Origin of the sequence: Nocardia sp. FDAARGOS_372 (assembly GCF_002554515.1) — a bacterium.
In the GTDB taxonomy this organism is placed as follows: Bacteria; Actinomycetota; Actinomycetes; order Mycobacteriales; family Mycobacteriaceae; genus Nocardia; species Nocardia farcinica.
Genome location: NZ_PDDW01000001.1, coordinates 705998 through 722640 on the forward strand (window position 1 = coordinate 705998; position 16643 = coordinate 722640).

Genomic DNA, 16643 nt, shown 5'->3' on the forward strand with positions numbered 1-16643 from the left:
CGACTCGATGCGGACAGACACACGTGATGGTTTCGACGGGCCGAGCGTCGGTGGGACCGGGCATGCCGACCCCTTGATTACTGACCGAACAGTCGGTAATAATTCCGGGATCGCGGGCGCGCAGGAGCCCGGGAGGAGACCACACCGGAGTCGTCGTATGAGCACTCTCGCACCGGCCGCGACACCGCCCTCCGCGGAGCGGTTCGACACATGGCAGGAGACCATCTCGCACGCCTTCGTCCCCCTCACCGCCACCCCGCTGACCGCGGCGGGCTTCGACGGCACGCTCAGCTGCCACGAAGTGGGCTCGTTGCAGCTCAACGAGGTCGGCGGCGGTCCGGTGCGGGTGGAACGCGACCCGCGCGCCATCCGCCGCGCCGACCCCGGCTACATCAAGCTCGGCCTGCAGACCCGCGGGCGCGGGGCCGTCGTCCAGGACGGCCGCACCGCGGTCCTGGGGCCGGGCGATCTGGCCGTCTACGACACCGGCCGCCCCTACACCCTGCACTTCGACCAGCCGTTCCAGATGATCGTGGCGATGTTCCCGCGCGAGTCCTGGCAGATCCGCGCCGCGGAACTCACCGAGATCACCGCCCGCCGGATCGGCGGCCGCGGCGGCGTGGGTGCGCTGCTGGCGCCGTTCCTGCGCGCCATCCCGGCCACCCTGGCATGCGGCGATCTCAGCCGCGACATCCACATCGCCGACGCGGTGCTGGATCTGCTCACCGCGGCGGTCGCCGAATTCGGCGGCGTCGAGGAACGTGCGCGCTCGGCGGGCGCCGGGCTGCTGGTGCAGGTCAAGGCGTTCATCGATGCGCACCTGGCCGACCCGATGCTGAGCGTGCCCGACATCGCCGCCGCCCACCACATCTCGGTGCGCTACCTGCAACGGCTGTTCGAGACCGAAGGCACCACGGTCACCACCTGGATCCGCCAGCGCAGACTCGAACGCATCCGCCGCGACCTCGCCGATCCGCGCATCGACCGTTCCACCAGCGCGGTCGCCGCGCGGTGGGGGCTGGCCGACGCCTCGCACTTCTCCAAGCTCTTCAAAGCCGCCTACGGGATGACCCCGCGGCAGTACCGGCTGGCCGCGTCCCGGCCCGACCGCCGCGCGCCGGTGCGCGAATGGCCAAACAGCTGTACGCCTGCGCACAAGTAATCCGTCGTCGCGCCGAACAGACTCGACCCAGATCGCGCACAGCCCGCTGTGCCGGGCCGGTTCGAGGAGAGAGGACACGACGATGAAGTCGAAAGCAGCGGTTCTGTGGGAGCCCGGCGCCCCGTGGCAGATCGAGGAGCTCGAGCTGGACGCACCGAAATACGGTGAGGTGCTCGTCGAGCTCGCGGCCTCGGGCCTGTGCCACTCCGACGAGCACGTCCGCGACGGCAGCGTGCCGGTGAGCTTCTATCCGTTCATCGGCGGTCACGAGGGCGCGGGCGTGGTCCGCGAGGTCGGCCCCGGCGTCACCAACCTGAAGCCCGGCGACCACGTCGCGCTCGGTTTCATCCCCGCCTGCGGCCGGTGCAGGCCCTGTGCCAACGGCCAGTCCAGCATCTGCGACCTCGGCGCGCACCTGCTCGACGGCTACCAGGTCTCCGACGGCACCGCCCGCCATCACGTGCGCGGCAAGGACGCCGGAATCCTCTGCCTGCTCGGCACTTTCGCGCCCTACACGGTGGTCAACGAGGCGTCGTGCGTGAAGATCACCGACGACGTCCCGCTGGACAAGGCCGCGCTGGTCGGCTGCGGCGTCACCACCGGCTGGGGCTCCTCGGTCTACGCCGCGGGCGTGTCGGCGGGCGAGACGGTCGTGGTGCTCGGCATGGGCGGCGTCGGGTGCGGCGCGGTGCAGGGCGCCGCACTGGCCGGGGCCCGGCACGTGGTGCTGGTCGACCCGTCGCCGGTCAAGCGCGAGCAGGCCAAGGTGTTCGGCGCCACCCACGCCGTGGCCACCGTCGAGGAGGCGCTGCCGCTGGTGCAGGACCTCACCTGGGGCTACCTGGCCGACAAGGTGCTCATTACCGTCGGCGTCGCCAGCGGCGCGCTGATCGGGCAGGCGATGAGCCTGGTCGCCAAGGGCGGTGTGTGCGTGAACGTCTCCGTCGGCGACCTGGAGACCAGCGACGTCACCCTCAACCTGTTCGACCTCACCGCCATGCGCAAGACCCTCAAGGGCGCCTGGTTCGGCAACGCCAACATCCGCTTCGACATCCCGCACCTGCTGCGCCTCTACATGGAAGGCCAGCTCAAGCTGGACGAGATGATCACCCGCACCTACACCCTCGAACAGGTCAACGAGGGCTACGAGGCGATGCGCAACGCGGAGAACGTCAAGGGCCTGATCGTCTACTGACGCTCAGGTGAGGTCGGCGAAGCGTTCGACCTCGTCGATGCGGCCGGAGACGATGAGTTCGTCGCCGGCCGCGACGACCGTGTCCGGTGTCGCGTAGGTGAATTCGCCGCCGCGGTGTTTGATCGCGACCACGGTGATGGCGTAGCGCTTGCGCAGGCCGCTGGCGGTGAGGGTCTTGCCGATGCTCATCGCCGGGGCGGTGGTCTTGGCCATCGCGTAATCGGCGTCGAACTCGATGTAGTCGATCATCCGCCCGGTCACCAGGTGCGCGACGCGTTCGCCCATGTCGTGTTCGGGCAGCACCACATGGTGCGCGCCGACGCGTTCGAGGATCTGGCCGTGTCGGCGGCTGGTCGCCTTGGCCCAGATCCGGGGGATCGCGAAGTCCGACAGCAGGGAGGTGGTGAGGATGCTGGCCTCCATGTTCGAGCCGATGCCGACCACGGCGTGCGGGAAGTCGGGCACCCCCAACTGGGCGAGTGCTTCGGCGTCGGTGGTGTCGACGGCCGAGACGTGGGTGAACTCGTCGGCGTACTGCTGCACCACCGCCGGATTGGCGTCCAGCGCCAGCACTTCCGTGCCGTGGGTGACGAGTTCGCGGGCCAGCGCGCTGCCGAACCGGCCCAGCCCGATCACGACGACGCGGGTCTCGGGCTTGCGTGGTCTACCCGACAATGGGGCGCTCCTCCGGTAGCTCGTAGCGGCGGCGCCGGGTCCGCAGCGCCAGCGCGGTGGCCAGCGTGATCGGGCCGAGCCTGCCGATGAACATCAACACGATCACGACCATACGGGCGGGGTCGGAGAGTTCGGCGGTGATGCCGGTGGACAGGCCGACCGTGCCGAAGGCCGAGACCACCTCGAACAGCACCGCGTCCAGTGCCATGCCGGTGATCGTCAGCAGGGTGACCGTGCCCGCGACGACCGTGCCCACGCCGAGCAGTGCCACCGTGATCGCCTGCCGCTGCACCTCGGCGGCCAGCCTGCGGTTCATCACGTGCACGGTCGGCTCGCCCCGGATCTCGGCGACGATCACGAAGGCGAGCAGCGCGAAGGTGGTGACCTTGATGCCGCCCGCGGTGCCCGCGCTGCCGCCGCCGATGAACATCAGCGCGTCGGTGATCAACAGCGTCGCGGAGTGCATCGCGCCGACGTCGACGGCGTTGAATCCGGACGTGCGCGGGGACAGGCCGTGGAAGCCGCCGACGAGCAGCTTGTCCGGCAGACCCAGCGGGCCGAGCGTGGCGGGGTTGGTCCATTCGAGCAGGGTGATGGCGAGGATGCCCGCCACCGCCAGCACCCCGTAGGTGACGAGGGTGATGCGGGTGTGCAGCGACCAGTGCGCGACACCGCGGCGGGCGCTGCGCCGCAGGGACCGGCCGACCTCGAGGACGACCGGGAAGCCCAGACCGCCGACGACGAAGGCCACGGTGATCGGGACCATGATCCACGGATCGGCGGCGAAGCCGACCAGGCTGTCGGCGAACAGCACGAATCCGGCGTTGGTGTAGGCCGAGACCGCGTGGAAGATGCCCAGATAGGCCGCGCGCCACCACGGCTCGTCATAGCCGAACAGAAACCGTGCGGTCAGCGCGGTCGCGACCACCGCCTCGACCAGCAGGCTCATCCGCAGGACGCCGATCACGACGCGGCGGATCTCGCCGAGCCGCACGGTCTTGGTCTCGGTCTGGGCGATCAGCTGCATCCGCAGCCCCATCCGCCGGGCGACGAGCAACCCGAACAGCGAGGCCACCGTCATGATGCCCAGGGCGCCCACCTGGACCAGTCCCAGGATCACCAGCTCCCCGAACAGCGACCAGTGGCTTTCGGTGTCCACCACCACCAGGCCGGTCACGCACACCGCCGACACCGCGGTGAACAACGCGGTCACCGGTGCGGTCACCGTACGGGACTCGGCGGCGACCGGGAGCATCAGCAGCAGCGTGCCGAGCGCGGTCGCGGCGGCGAAGCCGCAGACCACCAGCCGTGCCGGATGCCGAGGGGCGGGCAGCGCGTGCGGCGCGGGCGCCGCGAAGGACCGGCGGGCCCGGCCGGGGGCGCCGGTGAGAGCCCAGCGTGGGCGCGGTCGGTCCACCACGTCGTCCTCCCGGCCGATCGATGCGTCTGCTCGACTGCACTCGATCGGACGAGGCGAACCGGGCGCCGGTCGCGGCCGAGGCAATCGACGGTCCCGGGTCACCATACCGGCCGGTTTCGCCGGTGCCCCGCCGCTCAGCCCGCGGCCACCCACTCACCCATCACGTCCGCCAGCGCCCGCGCACCGGTCCGGCAGTCCTCGGGGGTGGCGTACTCGGCGGGGGAGTGCGAGATGCCGGTCGGGTTGCGGACGAACAGCATGGCGGTGGGGACGCGGGCGGAGAGGATGCCCGCGTCGTGGCCCGCGGCGGTGGGCAGCACCGGGATCTCACCGAGCCGGGACAGCGCGCGGGTGATCCGGGCGCGCGGCCCGGCCGGGAACTCCACGATCGGGGTCAGCGATTCGGTCTCCAGCTCGACGGTGACCCCGTCGGCTTCGGCGTGCTTGCGCGCCGCCTCGGCGACGTGCGCGACGAGCGCGTCGAGGGTGACCTCGTCGGCGGCGCGGGCGTCGAGCCAGGCCAGCACCTCCGAGGGAATCGCGTTGGCGCCGTTGGGCAGCACCCGCAGTTTGCCGAAGGTCGCGACCGCGTCGTGCAATTGGGCGGCCTGCCGCGCGCTGTGCACCGAGGCGGCGAAGGCGAGCATCGGGTCGTGGCGGTCGGCCAGGCGGGTGGCGCCCGCGTGGTTGGCCTCGCCGGTGAACCGGAACAGCCACCGCCCGTGCGGCCAGATCGAGGAGGCCACCGCCACCGGGCGATCCACCAGGTCCAACGCGCGGCCCTGCTCGACATGCAGTTCCACGAACACCCCCACCCGCTCGGTGAGCGCGGGGTCGGGGCCGAGATGCCGTGGCTCGCGGCCCGCCGCGGTCAGCGCCTCGGCGAGGGTGATGCCGTCGGCGTCGCGCAACCCGAGCGCGCGGGCCGGGGCGAGCGCGCCGGTGCTCAATTGCGACCCGACACAGGCCACCCCGAACCGCGCGCCCTCCTCGTCGGAGAACGCGGTGACCGCGACCGGCCGGGTGGGCACGATGCCGCGTTCGCGCAGCAGGTCGACCGCGGCGAACGCCGAGACCACCCCGAGCGGGCCGTCGTAGGCGCCGCCGTCGGGCACGGAGTCCAGATGCGATCCGGTGACGAAGGCGTCGCGCGGTTCACCGGTGTGTCCCGGCGGCAACCACCAGGCCCACAGGTTGCCGTTGCGGTCCTGCTCCACGTCCATGCCGCGCTGGGTGGCGCAGCCGGTGAACCACTCCCGCAGCGTGAGATCGGCGTCGGTCCAGGCGAACCGGCGGTAGCCGCCGGTGCCCGGGTGCCTGCCGACCTCGCGGATCGAGTCCCAGAGCGCGTCGAAGGTCATCGTCACTCCTCAGTGCTGTCCGGGCCGGCCGGGAATCCAGCCGGTGCCCGCCAGCGGCACCCGAGCCATCGCCGCCGACTCCACGGTCAGCGCGACCAGGTCCTCGGGTTCGAGATTGCGCAGGTGGGATTTGCCGCAGGCCCTGGCCAACGTCTGCGCCTCCATGGTGAGGACCCGCAGATAGTTGGCGAGGCGGCGGCCCGCCGCGACCGGGTCGAGGTTGCGGGCCAGTTCGGGGTCCTGGGTGGTGATGCCCGCCGGGTCGCGGCCGTCCTGGAAGTCGTCGTAGAACCCGGCCGCGGACCCGAGCGCGGCGTACTGGTCGGCGTAGCGGGGACTGTTGTCGCCCAGCGCGATCAGCGCGGCGGTGCCGATGGCGACGGCGTCGGCGCCCAGCGCCATCGCCTTGGCCACGTCGGCGCCGCTGCGGATGCCGCCGGAGACGATCAGTTGCACGCGGCGGTGCACGCCCAGTTCCTGCAACGCCTGCACCGCCTGCGGGAGGGCGGCCAGGGTGGGGATGCCCACGTGTTCGATGAACACGTCCTGGGTCGCGGCGGTGCCGCCCTGCATGCCGTCGACCACGATCACGTCCGCGCCCGCCTTCACCGCGAGCTTGACGTCGTAGTAGGTGCGGGTGGCGCCGACCTTGACGTAGATCGGCTTCTCCCAGTCGGTGATCTCGCGCAGTTCGACGATCTTGATCGCCAGGTCGTCGGGCCCGGTCCAGTCCGGGTGGCGGCAGGCCGAGCGCTGGTCGACGCCCTGCGGCAGGGTGCGCATGCGCGCCACCCGTTCGGTGATCTTCTGGCCGAGCAGCATGCCGCCGCCGCCCGGTTTGGCGCCCTGGCCGAGCACGATCTCGATCGCGTCGGCCTTGCGCAGATCGTCGGGGTTCATGCCGTAGCGGGACGGAAGATATTGGTAGACCAGGTGTTTGGACTGTCCACGCTCCTCGGGCGTCATGCCGCCGTCGCCGGTCGTGGTCGAGGTGCCCACCTCGCTGGCCCCGCGACCCAGTGCCTCCTTGGCCGCGCCGGAGAGCGCACCGAAGCTCATGCCCGCGATCGTGATCGGGATGTCGAGGTGCAGGGGGAACTTGGCGTGCCGGTCGCCGAGCACCACGTCGGTGTCGCAGCGTTCCCGGTAGCCCTCGAGCGGGTAGCGGGACATGGAGGCGCCGAGGAAGAGCAGATCGTCGAAGTGCGGCAGCGGGCGTTTGGCGCCCCAGCCGCGGATGTCGTAGATACCGGTCTCGGCGGCGCGCTGGATCTCGGCGATGACGGCGCGCGGGAAGGTGGCCGATTCGCGCAGGGTGGGGTCGGGCAGGGTGGTCATGGGCTGCTCCTGATCAGTACGCGCCGGCGTTGTCGACGTGGAAGTTGTAGAGGGTGCGGGCCGAGCCGTAGCGGGTGAAATCGGCCGGGTCGGCGTCGAAGCCCGCGGCGGCGAGCAGGTCGCGCAGTTCGGCCAGGTGCTCGGCACGCATCGGCTTGGCCACGCAGTCCGCGCCGAGCGAAGCGACCGTGCCGCGCACGTAGAGGCGCGCCTCGTAGAGCGAATCGCCCAGCGCCTCACCGGCGTCCCCGCAGACGACCAACCGTCCGGCCTGACCCATGAACGCGCTCATGTGCCCGATGTCGCCACCGACCACGATGTCGACACCCTTCATCGAGATACCGCAGCGGGCCGCGGCGTTGCCTTCGATCACCAGCAGCCCGCCGTGCGCGGTGGCGCCCGCCGACTGGGAGGCGTCGCCGGTGACCCGGACGGTGCCCGACATCATGTTCTCGGCCACCCCCACCCCGGCGTTGCCGCGCACGGTCACCGACGCGCGCTGGTTCATGCCCGCGCAGTAGTAGCCGACGTGGCCCTCGACGGTGACCTCGAGGTCGTCGGTGAGCCCGCAGGCCAGGGCGTGCGCGCCGCGCGGCTCGGTGAGGGTGAGCCGCCGCGGCGCGTCGGGGCCGTGCAGCAGGGCGTTGATCTCGCGGACACCGGACGCGGTGACGTCGAGACGGACGGGGGCGACGGTGCTCACTGCCGGTGCCATAGGTAGACCTCTTCCGGTTCGGGTTCGAAGATGTGGGCGTCGGCGACGCCGGGGAGATCGGCCAGCGCGCGATACTCCGAGGCCATCGCCACCCAGCGGTCGGTCTCGGCGACCACGGCGGGTTTGCAGGCGATGGGATCGCGCACGACGGCGAAGGATTCGGAGTCGGCGACCAGCAGCGTGTAGAAGCCGTCGAACCGTTCGTTGAGCAGTGTCAGCGCCTTCTCCAGGTCCACGCCCTGGGCCAGCTGCGCGGCGATGAACCGCGCGCCGACCTCGGTGTCGTTGTCGCTGTCGAACACCACGCCCGCGCGGCGCAGTTCGTGCTGGACGCTGCGGTGGTTGCTGAACGAGCCGTTGTGCACCAGGCACTGGTCCGGTCCGACCGAGAAGGGGTGCGAACCGGCGGCGGTGACCGCGGATTCGGTCGCCATCCTGGTGTGCGCGACGCCCTGCCAGCCCGCGGCGGCGGGCAGTCCGAAGCGGTGCGCCAGCGCGGTGGGATGGCCGACGCCCTTGAGCACCGTCAGATCGGTGCCGAAGCCGATCACCCGGGCGTGCGGGGCGATGTCCGGCACGGCCGCGCTCAGCGCGGCGGCGTCGAGGGGTGCGTGCAGCACCGTGGTGGGCGCGAGGTCGAGGCCGGTCACCGGCACGCCCAGCGCCGCGGTCAGCCGAGCGGCCAGGTCGGCGGCGGGCAGGCCCGCGTCCAGCAGCGATACCGTCGACTCGCCGGGCGGTGACCAGGTGGGGTCACCGTAGACGGCCATGCCCGCCGAATCGGGGCCGCGGTCGCACAGCTGGTCGAGCATGCCGGTGAGCAGCGCGCCGAGCCGGGGATAGAGGGTCGCGTCGCGCAGATGCAGCCCGACTATTCCGCACATGGGAACTCCTTGCAGGGTCGAGTGTTTCGCCTCAGAAGGCGGTGAGGTAGTGGTCGATCTCCCAGGCCGAGACCGTGTTGTGCCAGGCGAAGAACTCCTCGCGCTTGAGCCTGCTGAAATAGGCCGCCACGCCGGGGCCCGCGCCGTCGAGCGCGGCGCTGATCACCGGGTCGGCGTCGAGGGCGTCCATCGCGTGCAGCAGGGTCATCGGCAGCATGTCGCCGTGGCGTGCGCCTGCGCCCGGCGCGCCGGGATCGAGCGCGCGGTCGACGCCGTCGAGACCGGCGGCCAGTGCGGCGGCGACGGCGAGGTAGGGGTTGGCGGAGCCGTCGCCGCCGCGCAGTTCCACCCGGTGCGGGTCGGGCACCCGCAGGTAGTGGGTGCGGTCGTTGCCGCCGTAACTGGCGTAGCGCGGTGACCAGGTGGCACCGCTGGCGGTGGCGGTGGCGCCGAGGCGCTTGTAGGAGTTCACCGTCGGCGCGAGCACGCCCTGCAACGCACAGGCGTGTTCGAGGATGCCCGCGATGAACGCGTAGGCGGTCGCCGACATGCCGAGACCGCGGCCGTCGGCGGGGTCGGGGAACAGCGGGCCCGTCGCGTTCCACAGCGACATGTGCAGGTGCATGCCGGAGCCGGTGCGGTCGGTGAACGGCTTGGGCATGAAAGTGGCGCGCATGCCGCGCTTCTCGGCGATCACCGACAGCAGGTAGCGGGCGGTGATCACGCGGTCGGCGGTGGTCATCGCGTCGGCGTAGTCGAAGTTCTGCTCGAACTGGCCGTTGGCGTCCTCGTGGTCGCTGGCGTAGTTGCCCCAGCCGAGGGTGTTCATGGCCGCCGACACCTCGGTGAGGTGGTCGTACATGCGGGTGACGTCGCGGGCGTCGTAGCAGGGCTGGCTGCTGGTGTCGGCGCGGTCGGCGGTGCGCAGCCGCCCGTCGCCGTCGCGGTCGACGAGGAAGTACTCCACCTCGGCGCCGACGTTGACGGTGAGGCCCCGTGCGGCGGCACGGGCCAGCGTGGCGGCCAGGATCACGCGCGGCGCGTACGGCCAGGGCGCCCCGTCCACGTGCGGATCGCAGTGCACCAGCGCCAGCCCCGGCCGCACGAACGGGATCGGGGTGAACGAGGCCGGGTCGGGGATGGCGATCAGATCGGGATCGCGGGGCTGCTGGCCCAGGGTGCCCGCCGCGTAACCGGCGAATCCGGCGCCACCGGCGGCGAGCCGGTCGGCGGCCTCCACCGGCACGAGTTTGGCGCAGGGCTTGCCGGTCAGGGTGACGAACAGCGCCAGGATGTAGCGGGTGCCGGTGGCGCGGGCCAGTTCGGTGAGGGTGTCGGTGGCCGTCTCGGGGGCGAGGGCGGTGTCGATGGCCATGCGGGTCTCCAGGATCGGTGGGGGATCGACGATGGTGGGGCTCAGCGCATTTCGCCTGCGCCGGCGTACGGGTGGCGGGACAGCAGCGGCTCGCCCTCGGCGAAGCGCCCGTAGCGGAAGTCGCGGGGGTCGACGTGCGGCAGGTCGGTGGTGCCCTTGGTGAGCAGGTCGGCGACCAGGTGGCCGACGGCGGGGGAGATCTTGTAGCCGTGCCCGGAGAAGCCGGCGGCCAGGAACAGGCCCTCGGCGGGGGCGGGGCCGATGATCGGGTTGTAATCCGGTGTGACGTCGTAGGCCCCGACGTAGGAGCCGGTGATGCGCGGGTCCGGCATGTCCGGCAGCCGGTGCCCCAGCTTGGCGACGACCGTGCCCACGGTCGACTCGTCGGCCCGGTTCACGTACCGGTCCGGGTCGATGTACCGCGGTGCGCTGTGGTCGGAATTGCCCACGAGCAGTTCGCCGTTGGGCTCGCGGCAGACATACGACAGGCCGGCCAGGTCGGAGAGCACGGGTACCACCGGGGTGGGCGCGCCCTGGTCGACGGTCACCAGCTGGGCGCGCTGGGCCTTGATGTCGAGGTCGACGCCCGCGGTGGCGGCCAGCGCCGGTGACCAGGGCCCGGCCGCGAGCACCACCGTGCCGCCGTGGATTTCGGCGCCGTCGGCCAGCCGGACGCCGTAGACGGCGCCGGATTCGCGCTGCAGCAGGGCCGTGACGGGGGTGGACTGGCGGATGCGCACCCCCAGGCGGCGGGCGGCGGTCGCGAAGGCCATGCCCGCCAGGTAGGCGTCGCCGCGCCCGCCCAGCGGCTCGTAGGCGAAGGCCGCGAAATCCGCGGTGTGCAGACCGGGCCAGAGTTCACGCACCGCGTCGTGGTCGACCAACTGCACGTCGATGCCGAGGTCGCGCATCATCGCGACGTTGGCCCGCAGCGGATCGACGTTCTCCGGGCCCACGCCGACGACGTAACCGCACTGCTGGAAGCCGAGGTCGTCGCCGAGGATCTCGCTCGCGTGGGTGAACAGGTCGAGGCCGTACCACGACATCGCCGCGAGCGCGGGCACGCCGTAGTGGCAGCGCACCACGCCGCTGGATTTGCCGGTCATCCCCGAGCAGAGGGTCGCGCGCTCGAGCACCGCGACATCGGTCTCGCCCCGCTCGGCGAGGGACCAGGCGATGGCGAGCCCTTCCAGGCCGCCGCCGACGATCACGTAGGTGTGGGATTCGGTCACTGCGCGCCTCGCTGTTTCATGTGGTGATCTACTGTCGAACTAGATGAAACAGCTCAAGCGTAACGCGCAGGTTACCGGCGCATCAGATCCCTGTGACGGATTGCCTGGCTGAACCTCGTCGATGTCGAGGGTGGGCCGATCGGCCGGCCTACGGGTAACGAATTATTAACGCGCGAGACCGTTTCACGGGGTTACTCTCTGTTTCATCTCAATCCCCAACTCTGGATCGGAGATTCCCGATGACTTCTCCCGGCCCCACCGTCGACACCCCCGTGACGCCCTTCCGCGTGACCTCGGGCTTCTGGCAGAGCCTGCCGCAGATGCCGACGACCGACTACCCCGGCACCTCGGCCTACATCGACGACGTCTATGCCAATCCCGACGGGTCACCGATGTCGGCGGGCTACTTCGAACTGCGCCACACCGACGCTCCGCTGGACTACCACTACGCCTACGACGAGATGAAGGTCGTGCTCGACGGCGAGTTCCGCCTGGAGAACCTCGACACCGGCCAGGTCGAGACGGCCGGGCCGCGCGATGCCATCTTCTTCCCGAAGGGCTCGCGCATCCGGTTCACCACCCCCGCGCGCGCCCTGGCGTTCTTCGTCGGTCACCGCTCGTTCGCGCCCTGAACCGATGAGCGCCACCGACATCACGCGGCCGGTCGGCACCGTGCCGCGATGGACCGCGGGGGATCCCGCCGAACTGCCCGTCGCGACCGCCGCGACCACCCACGTGGTTGTCGCCACCGATCCGGCCGCCCTGGCGGACGCGCGGGGCTTCGCCGACCGAGTCACCCGTGCCCAACGCACCCCCGCGCGCGATGGGCGGCAGCCGGCGATCCTGGTCGACGGCACCGACGACCGCCGGCTGACCGAGGTGCTGGCCCTCGCGCGGGTGGGCTGGCGGTTCGCGGTGATCGGCACCGAGCCGGGCCTGTCCCGATGCCGGGCGGCGATCCTGGCCGCGGGCGCGATCGAGTCCGAGATCGTCACCGCGGGCCCGGCCGACGGCGGTGCGCGGGACCTCTACTGCGCCCACTGCCGGACCACCTCGCGCACCGACGCCGCCGTCGGCGCGGAAACCCGCTGCGCCGCATGCGGTGTGCCGCTGACGGTCTATCACCACTTCTCGCCGCGGCTGCACGCCTACCTCGGATACCACCCCCATGCGGAGAAGTTGTGATGTCCGCCGACCTGGAGCTGGTCGTCGCCGCCGCCCGCATGCTGTGCGCCGACGTCCGCGAACTCGAGCTGCGCGACCCCGCGGGCGCCCCGCTGCCCGCGTTCCCGCCGGGCGGCCACATCGCGGTCGCCTGGGGCCGGGGCCTGCGCAACTGCTACTCGCTCACCGGACCGGGTGAGGCGCCGAGCCGATACACCATCTCGGTGCGGCTCGACCCGGCCGGGCGCGGCGGATCGCGATGGCTGCACCGGCTGCCGGTCGGGGCACGTCTCCGCGTGAGCCCGCCGCGCGGGGACTTCGCCCCCGTCGCCCGGGCCCACCACCACCTGCTGCTCGCCGGGGGGATCGGGGTGACCCCGATTTTGTCGCACGTTCGCGCGGCACTGCGCTGGGACCGCTCCTTCCGGGTCGTCTACGTGCACCGTCCCGAATCCGCGCCGCACGCCGCCGAATTGGCGGGGATGTGCGGTGACCGGCTGACCCGGGTGACCTCGCGGGAGCGGTTCTGGGACACCGTGGGCCCCCTGCTGCGCGACAGCCCACTGGGCACCCACCTGTACGTGTGCGGCCCCGAACCGATGATCGAGGCCGTCCGCCGCGCGGCGGACGCGGCCGGCTGGCCGGGGAAGCGGGTGCACACCGAAGCCTTCCTCCCGGTCACCGCCGGTGGTGCGCCGTTCACCGCCCACCTGCGCCGCCGCGGCACCACCGTGCGGGTGCCGGCCGACGCCGGCCTGCTCGACGTCCTCGACGCGCACGGCGCGGGCGTGCCGAGCCTGTGCCGCCGGGGAGTGTGCGGGGAATGCCGGCTTCCGGTGCGGGCCGGGGCCATCGACCACCGCGACAGTTACCTGACCGACGACGAACGCGCCGCGGGCGACAGCATGATGGCGTGCGTGTCGCGGGCGGCCGCCGGACATCTGGAGCTCGATCTATGACCGCCTCACCCGCCCTGTCGGTGTCCGCCGAGGACATCGCCCGCTACCCGTTCCCGCTGCCCGCGGACCGCTACCGTTACAGCACCAACGTCGAACCCGGCGGGACGCCGGTGCGCACCGCCGCCGGGACGTGGGGCGCGCACCGCGTCGACGTCGACCGCCACTACCACCGCGACCTGGACTGCCGCGCGCGGATTCTCGCCGACGACCCGACCCGGCACGCGGTGCTGCCGCACATGGTTCCGGCCGCCTGGGAGGCGTTGCTGGTCGTCCTCGCCGATCTGGCCGCCGCCCACCCGGACCGGATGATCCTCGACCGCGACGGCGACGAATACCGCTGGCGCAACCGCGAACTCGGCATCGACCAGCGCTTCGTCCACGGCGATCCGGCGAGCCTGCCGACCGATCCGCTGCGGTATCTCGGCAGCCAGATCCAGGAGGACGTGGTGCTGCTGGACCAGCGCGAAGGACAGTTGTGGGCCGACGCGGGCCTGGTGACCTTCGCCGCCGACTGGTCCTTCGGCTTCGACGTGGGCATGAACTTCCTCAGCGTGCACGGGCCGGTGCCGCGCATCCACCGGGAGCGGGTGATCACCCGCGCGCACGACTTCCTGCTGCGGCTGGAACCGGGCGCGAGCTACCGCCGCACCAACTGGACACTCACCGTGGACGGCCGCCTCGACACCGCCACCGAGACCTACCCCGACTGGGGACGCGACCGCCGGACCCTGGCCGAGGGGCCGCTCACCGAGGTGGGCGACCGGCTGTTCCTGCGCACCGAGGTCCAGCACCTGGTCCGGCTGCCCTGCTCGGCCGCGATCATGTTCCTGATCCGCACCTACCTGCTGCCGTTCCGCGCGGTCGCGAGCGTGCCCGAATGGGGCGCGCGGCTGCACGCCGTGCTACGCGAACTACCCGCCGACATGGCCGAGTACAAGGGGCTGGCCCGCACCAGGGAGCCCGGCGTGCGCTGGCTGGCCGAACACGGCGGCATTCACACGAACGTCACCCGAGCGACGTCGCCGGAAACCCGGCCCGACGTCTACTGAAAACCATCCGCGACCGGAGATGAGGACGAGATGACTGAAGCGATCGCCGCGGCGAACACCGCGTGGATACTGGCGGCATTCGCCGCCGTGAGCTTGATGGTGCCCGGTCTGGCCATGTTCTACGGCGGCATGGTCAGCATCAAGAACACCCTCAACATGGCCATGATGACCTTCGGCGCGTTCGCCGTGGTGGGCGTGTTGTGGATCCTGTTCGGCTACTCCGCCGTACTCGGCGACTCGCTCGGCGGGCTCGGCCTGCTCGGCGACCCGCTGGAGTTCCTCGGCTCGGCGCAGTTGCTCGCCGCGCCCGCCGAACCGGCGTTGCCGCCCGCGCTGGTGTCGGGATTCCAGTTGCTGTTCGCCGCCATCACGGTGGCGCTGATCTCCGGTGCGGTGGCCGACCGGATGAAGTTCGGCGCGTGGATGCTGTTCGCGGGCGTGTGGGCGGCGCTGGTGTACTTCCCGGTGGCGCACTGGGTGTTCGCCTTCGACTCCGCCGACGGCGCGGTGGCCGGCGGCTGGATCGCCAACACCCTGAAGGCCGTCGACTTCGCCGGTGGCACCGCCGTGCACATCAACGCGGGCATCGCGGCGCTGGCGCTGGTGCTGGTCCTCGGCAAGCGCAGCACCTTCCCGAATCCGCCCCGGCCGCACAGCCTTCCGCTCACCATGCTGGGCTCGGGCATCCTGTTCTTCGGCTGGTTCGGCTTCAACGGCGGTTCGGCGCTGGCCGCGGGCAACAGCGCCGCGGTGGTCGTGCTGAACACGATCGCGGCGGCGTGCGCGGGTGTGTGCGCGTGGCTGCTGGTGGAGAGGCTCGAGACCGGTCGGGCGACCTCGCTCGGCGCCAGTTCCGGGCTGATCGCGGCGTTGGTCGGCATCACGCCCGCCTGCGGCGCCGTCGCGCCGATCGGCGCGCTGCTCATCGGCGCGCTCGCGGGCGGCGTGTGCTGCCTGGCGGTGTCGCTGAAATACCGCTTCGGCGTGGACGATTCGCTCGACGTGGTGGGCATCCATCTGGTCGCGGGCGTCCTGGGTACCGTGCTGATCGGTTTCCTCGCCGATCCGGCCGCGCCGAACGGGGTGGCCGGGCTGTTCTACGGTGGCGGGCTGGACGTGCTGTGGCGGCAGATCGTCGCGGTGCTGGCCGTGCTGGCCTACACCTTCGTGGTCACCGTCGTCATCGCCAAGGCCGTCGACCTGACCATGGGGTTGCGGGTGCCCGCCGAGCACGAACGCGACGGCCTCGACCTGACCACCCACGGCGAGACCGCCTACGTGGTGGAGAGCGTCACCGTGGCGACCCCTGCGCCCGCACCGGCCGAGGCGGTGGCCGCGGCCGAGTCCATCACCGCCGATGCCGCCAAGGCGGGCGTCGACTGAACCTCGTTGCCGCGCCGGGCCGGCCGGGTCGCGGACCCGGCCGGCCCGGTCAGGTCTCCTCGTGGTTGTCCGGGTATGCCGTCACCGCCAGGAAGCGGATCGGCAGCCGCACCAGGTCGTTCGGGCCGTGGATGCCCTCGCCGTCCAACAACAGCGAATCACCGGGCCGCAACGTGTATTCGGCGTCGCCGTGGCCGTAGACCATCACGCCTTCGAGCATGTACAGCAGCTCGGTGCCCGCGTGCTGGAAGCGGGGGAACACCTCGCTGGACTCGGTCAGCGTCACCAGCACCGGCTCGAGGCGCTTGTGCTGCCCCCGCAACGAGCCGAGCAGCTCGTAGTGGTGGCCAACCCGGGTGCCGCGGCCCACGATCACCGCCCCGCTGCCCGCGGGCACGTACACCGCCTCCCGCGCGCTGTCGGCGCCGCGGAACAGCGAGGTGACCGGCACATCCAGACCCGCGGCCAGCCGTGCCACGGTGGACAGGCTGCACGAGGTCTGCGCGTTCTCGATCTTGGACAGCATCGCCTTGGAGATGCCGACCTTGGCCGCCATCTCGGCGACCGAGAGCCCCGCGGCGCGCCGCAACGCCCGGACCTGCCGGGCGATCGCGGCCTCCAGGTCGCCGCCGGTGGGCGGCTCCCCGACCACCTCCCGCTGCACGGGCGCGGGATCGCCGGTGTCGCGGTGCACCCGGGCGGGAGTCGTGGGCTCGGCCATCCGCCGATTC

At 71.7% G+C, this 16643-nt stretch carries 16 protein-coding genes; 7 read left to right on the top strand and 9 right to left on the bottom strand.

The features are described 5' to 3' along the window. Positions 1-157: 157 nt before the first annotated feature. Both CRM89_RS03595 and CRM89_RS03600 read left to right on the top strand, forming a co-directional pair. Positions 158-1162, top strand: coding sequence for a helix-turn-helix domain-containing protein (locus CRM89_RS03595; RefSeq protein ID WP_060592149.1), 1005 nt, complete (start codon positions 158-160; stop codon positions 1160-1162). Positions 1163-1244: 82 nt separating this feature from the next. Then, a complete protein-coding gene (locus CRM89_RS03600) occupies positions 1245-2357 on the top strand; it encodes an NDMA-dependent alcohol dehydrogenase (RefSeq protein WP_011208628.1) in 1113 nt (370 codons plus the stop codon). A 3-nt stretch (positions 2358-2360) separates the two neighbouring features. Here CRM89_RS03600 and CRM89_RS03605 read toward each other — a convergent pair whose 3' ends face one another. The 8 genes from CRM89_RS03605 to CRM89_RS03640 form a co-directional block, all read right to left on the bottom strand. Next, positions 2361-3032 (bottom strand): TrkA family potassium uptake protein, encoded by a 672-nt coding sequence (locus CRM89_RS03605; RefSeq protein ID WP_050768000.1) that lies wholly within the window; start codon positions 3030-3032, stop codon positions 2361-2363. After that, on the bottom strand, positions 3022-4452 hold the full coding sequence (locus CRM89_RS03610) for a TrkH family potassium uptake protein (protein WP_216641956.1): 1431 nt from the start codon (positions 4450-4452) through the stop codon (positions 3022-3024). Before CRM89_RS03610 ends, CRM89_RS03605 begins: the two co-directional genes overlap by 11 nt. A gap of 134 nt (positions 4453-4586) precedes the next feature. After that, the gene (locus CRM89_RS03615) at positions 4587-5813 is read right to left on the bottom strand and encodes an allantoate amidohydrolase (protein ID WP_098083218.1); all 1227 of its coding nucleotides are present in this window, start codon (positions 5811-5813) and stop codon (positions 4587-4589) included. A gap of 9 nt (positions 5814-5822) precedes the next feature. Beyond that, entirely contained in the window at positions 5823-7151 is a 1329-nt protein-coding gene (locus tag CRM89_RS03620) for an FMN-binding glutamate synthase family protein (RefSeq protein WP_098083219.1), read from the bottom strand. 13 nt (positions 7152-7164) lie between these two features. Then, positions 7165-7866, bottom strand: a complete 702-nt coding sequence (locus CRM89_RS03625) for a protein glxC (protein WP_060592133.1) — start codon at positions 7864-7866, stop codon at positions 7165-7167. Continuing rightward, entirely contained in the window at positions 7851-8750 is a 900-nt protein-coding gene (locus CRM89_RS03630; RefSeq protein WP_011208634.1) for a glutamine amidotransferase family protein, read from the bottom strand. The genes CRM89_RS03625 and CRM89_RS03630 overlap by 16 nt, the downstream gene beginning before the upstream one ends. 31 nt (positions 8751-8781) lie before the next feature. After that, complete coding sequence (gene glnT / locus CRM89_RS03635) at positions 8782-10125, bottom strand: type III glutamate--ammonia ligase (protein ID WP_011208635.1); 1344 nt, start codon at positions 10123-10125, stop codon at positions 8782-8784. Between the two features lie 41 nt (positions 10126-10166). Continuing rightward, entirely contained in the window at positions 10167-11357 is a 1191-nt protein-coding gene (locus CRM89_RS03640) for an FAD-binding oxidoreductase (RefSeq protein ID WP_098083220.1), read from the bottom strand. A gap of 239 nt (positions 11358-11596) precedes the next feature. Here CRM89_RS03640 and CRM89_RS03645 point away from each other — a divergent pair, with 239 nt between their 5' ends. The 5 genes from CRM89_RS03645 to CRM89_RS03665 are packed head-to-tail and all read left to right on the top strand — an operon-like array spanning position 11597 to position 15912. Continuing rightward, positions 11597-11989 carry an ethanolamine utilization protein gene (locus CRM89_RS03645; RefSeq protein ID WP_098083221.1) on the top strand — a complete coding sequence of 131 codons (393 nt, stop codon included), beginning with the start codon at positions 11597-11599 and terminating at the stop codon, positions 11987-11989. 4 nt (positions 11990-11993) lie between these two features. Beyond that, on the top strand, positions 11994-12542 hold the full coding sequence (locus tag CRM89_RS03650; RefSeq protein WP_098083222.1) for a dimethylamine monooxygenase subunit DmmA family protein: 549 nt from the start codon (positions 11994-11996) through the stop codon (positions 12540-12542). Continuing rightward, entirely contained in the window at positions 12542-13480 is a 939-nt protein-coding gene (locus tag CRM89_RS03655) for a PDR/VanB family oxidoreductase (RefSeq protein ID WP_098083223.1), read from the top strand. The genes CRM89_RS03650 and CRM89_RS03655 overlap by 1 nt, the downstream gene beginning before the upstream one ends. Then, positions 13477-14529: a DUF3445 domain-containing protein gene (locus tag CRM89_RS03660; RefSeq protein ID WP_098083224.1), complete on the top strand. Its 1053-nt coding sequence runs from the start codon at positions 13477-13479 to the stop codon at positions 14527-14529. Before CRM89_RS03655 ends, CRM89_RS03660 begins: the two co-directional genes overlap by 4 nt. Positions 14530-14559: 30 nt before the next feature. Next, a complete protein-coding gene (locus tag CRM89_RS03665; RefSeq protein ID WP_098083225.1) occupies positions 14560-15912 on the top strand; it encodes an ammonium transporter in 1353 nt (450 codons plus the stop codon). Between the two features lie 49 nt (positions 15913-15961). Here the strand turns inward: CRM89_RS03665 and CRM89_RS03670 are convergent, their stop codons facing one another. After that, on the bottom strand, positions 15962-16633 hold the full coding sequence (locus tag CRM89_RS03670) for an XRE family transcriptional regulator (protein WP_041560055.1): 672 nt from the start codon (positions 16631-16633) through the stop codon (positions 15962-15964). Positions 16634-16643: the final 10 nt, after the last annotated feature.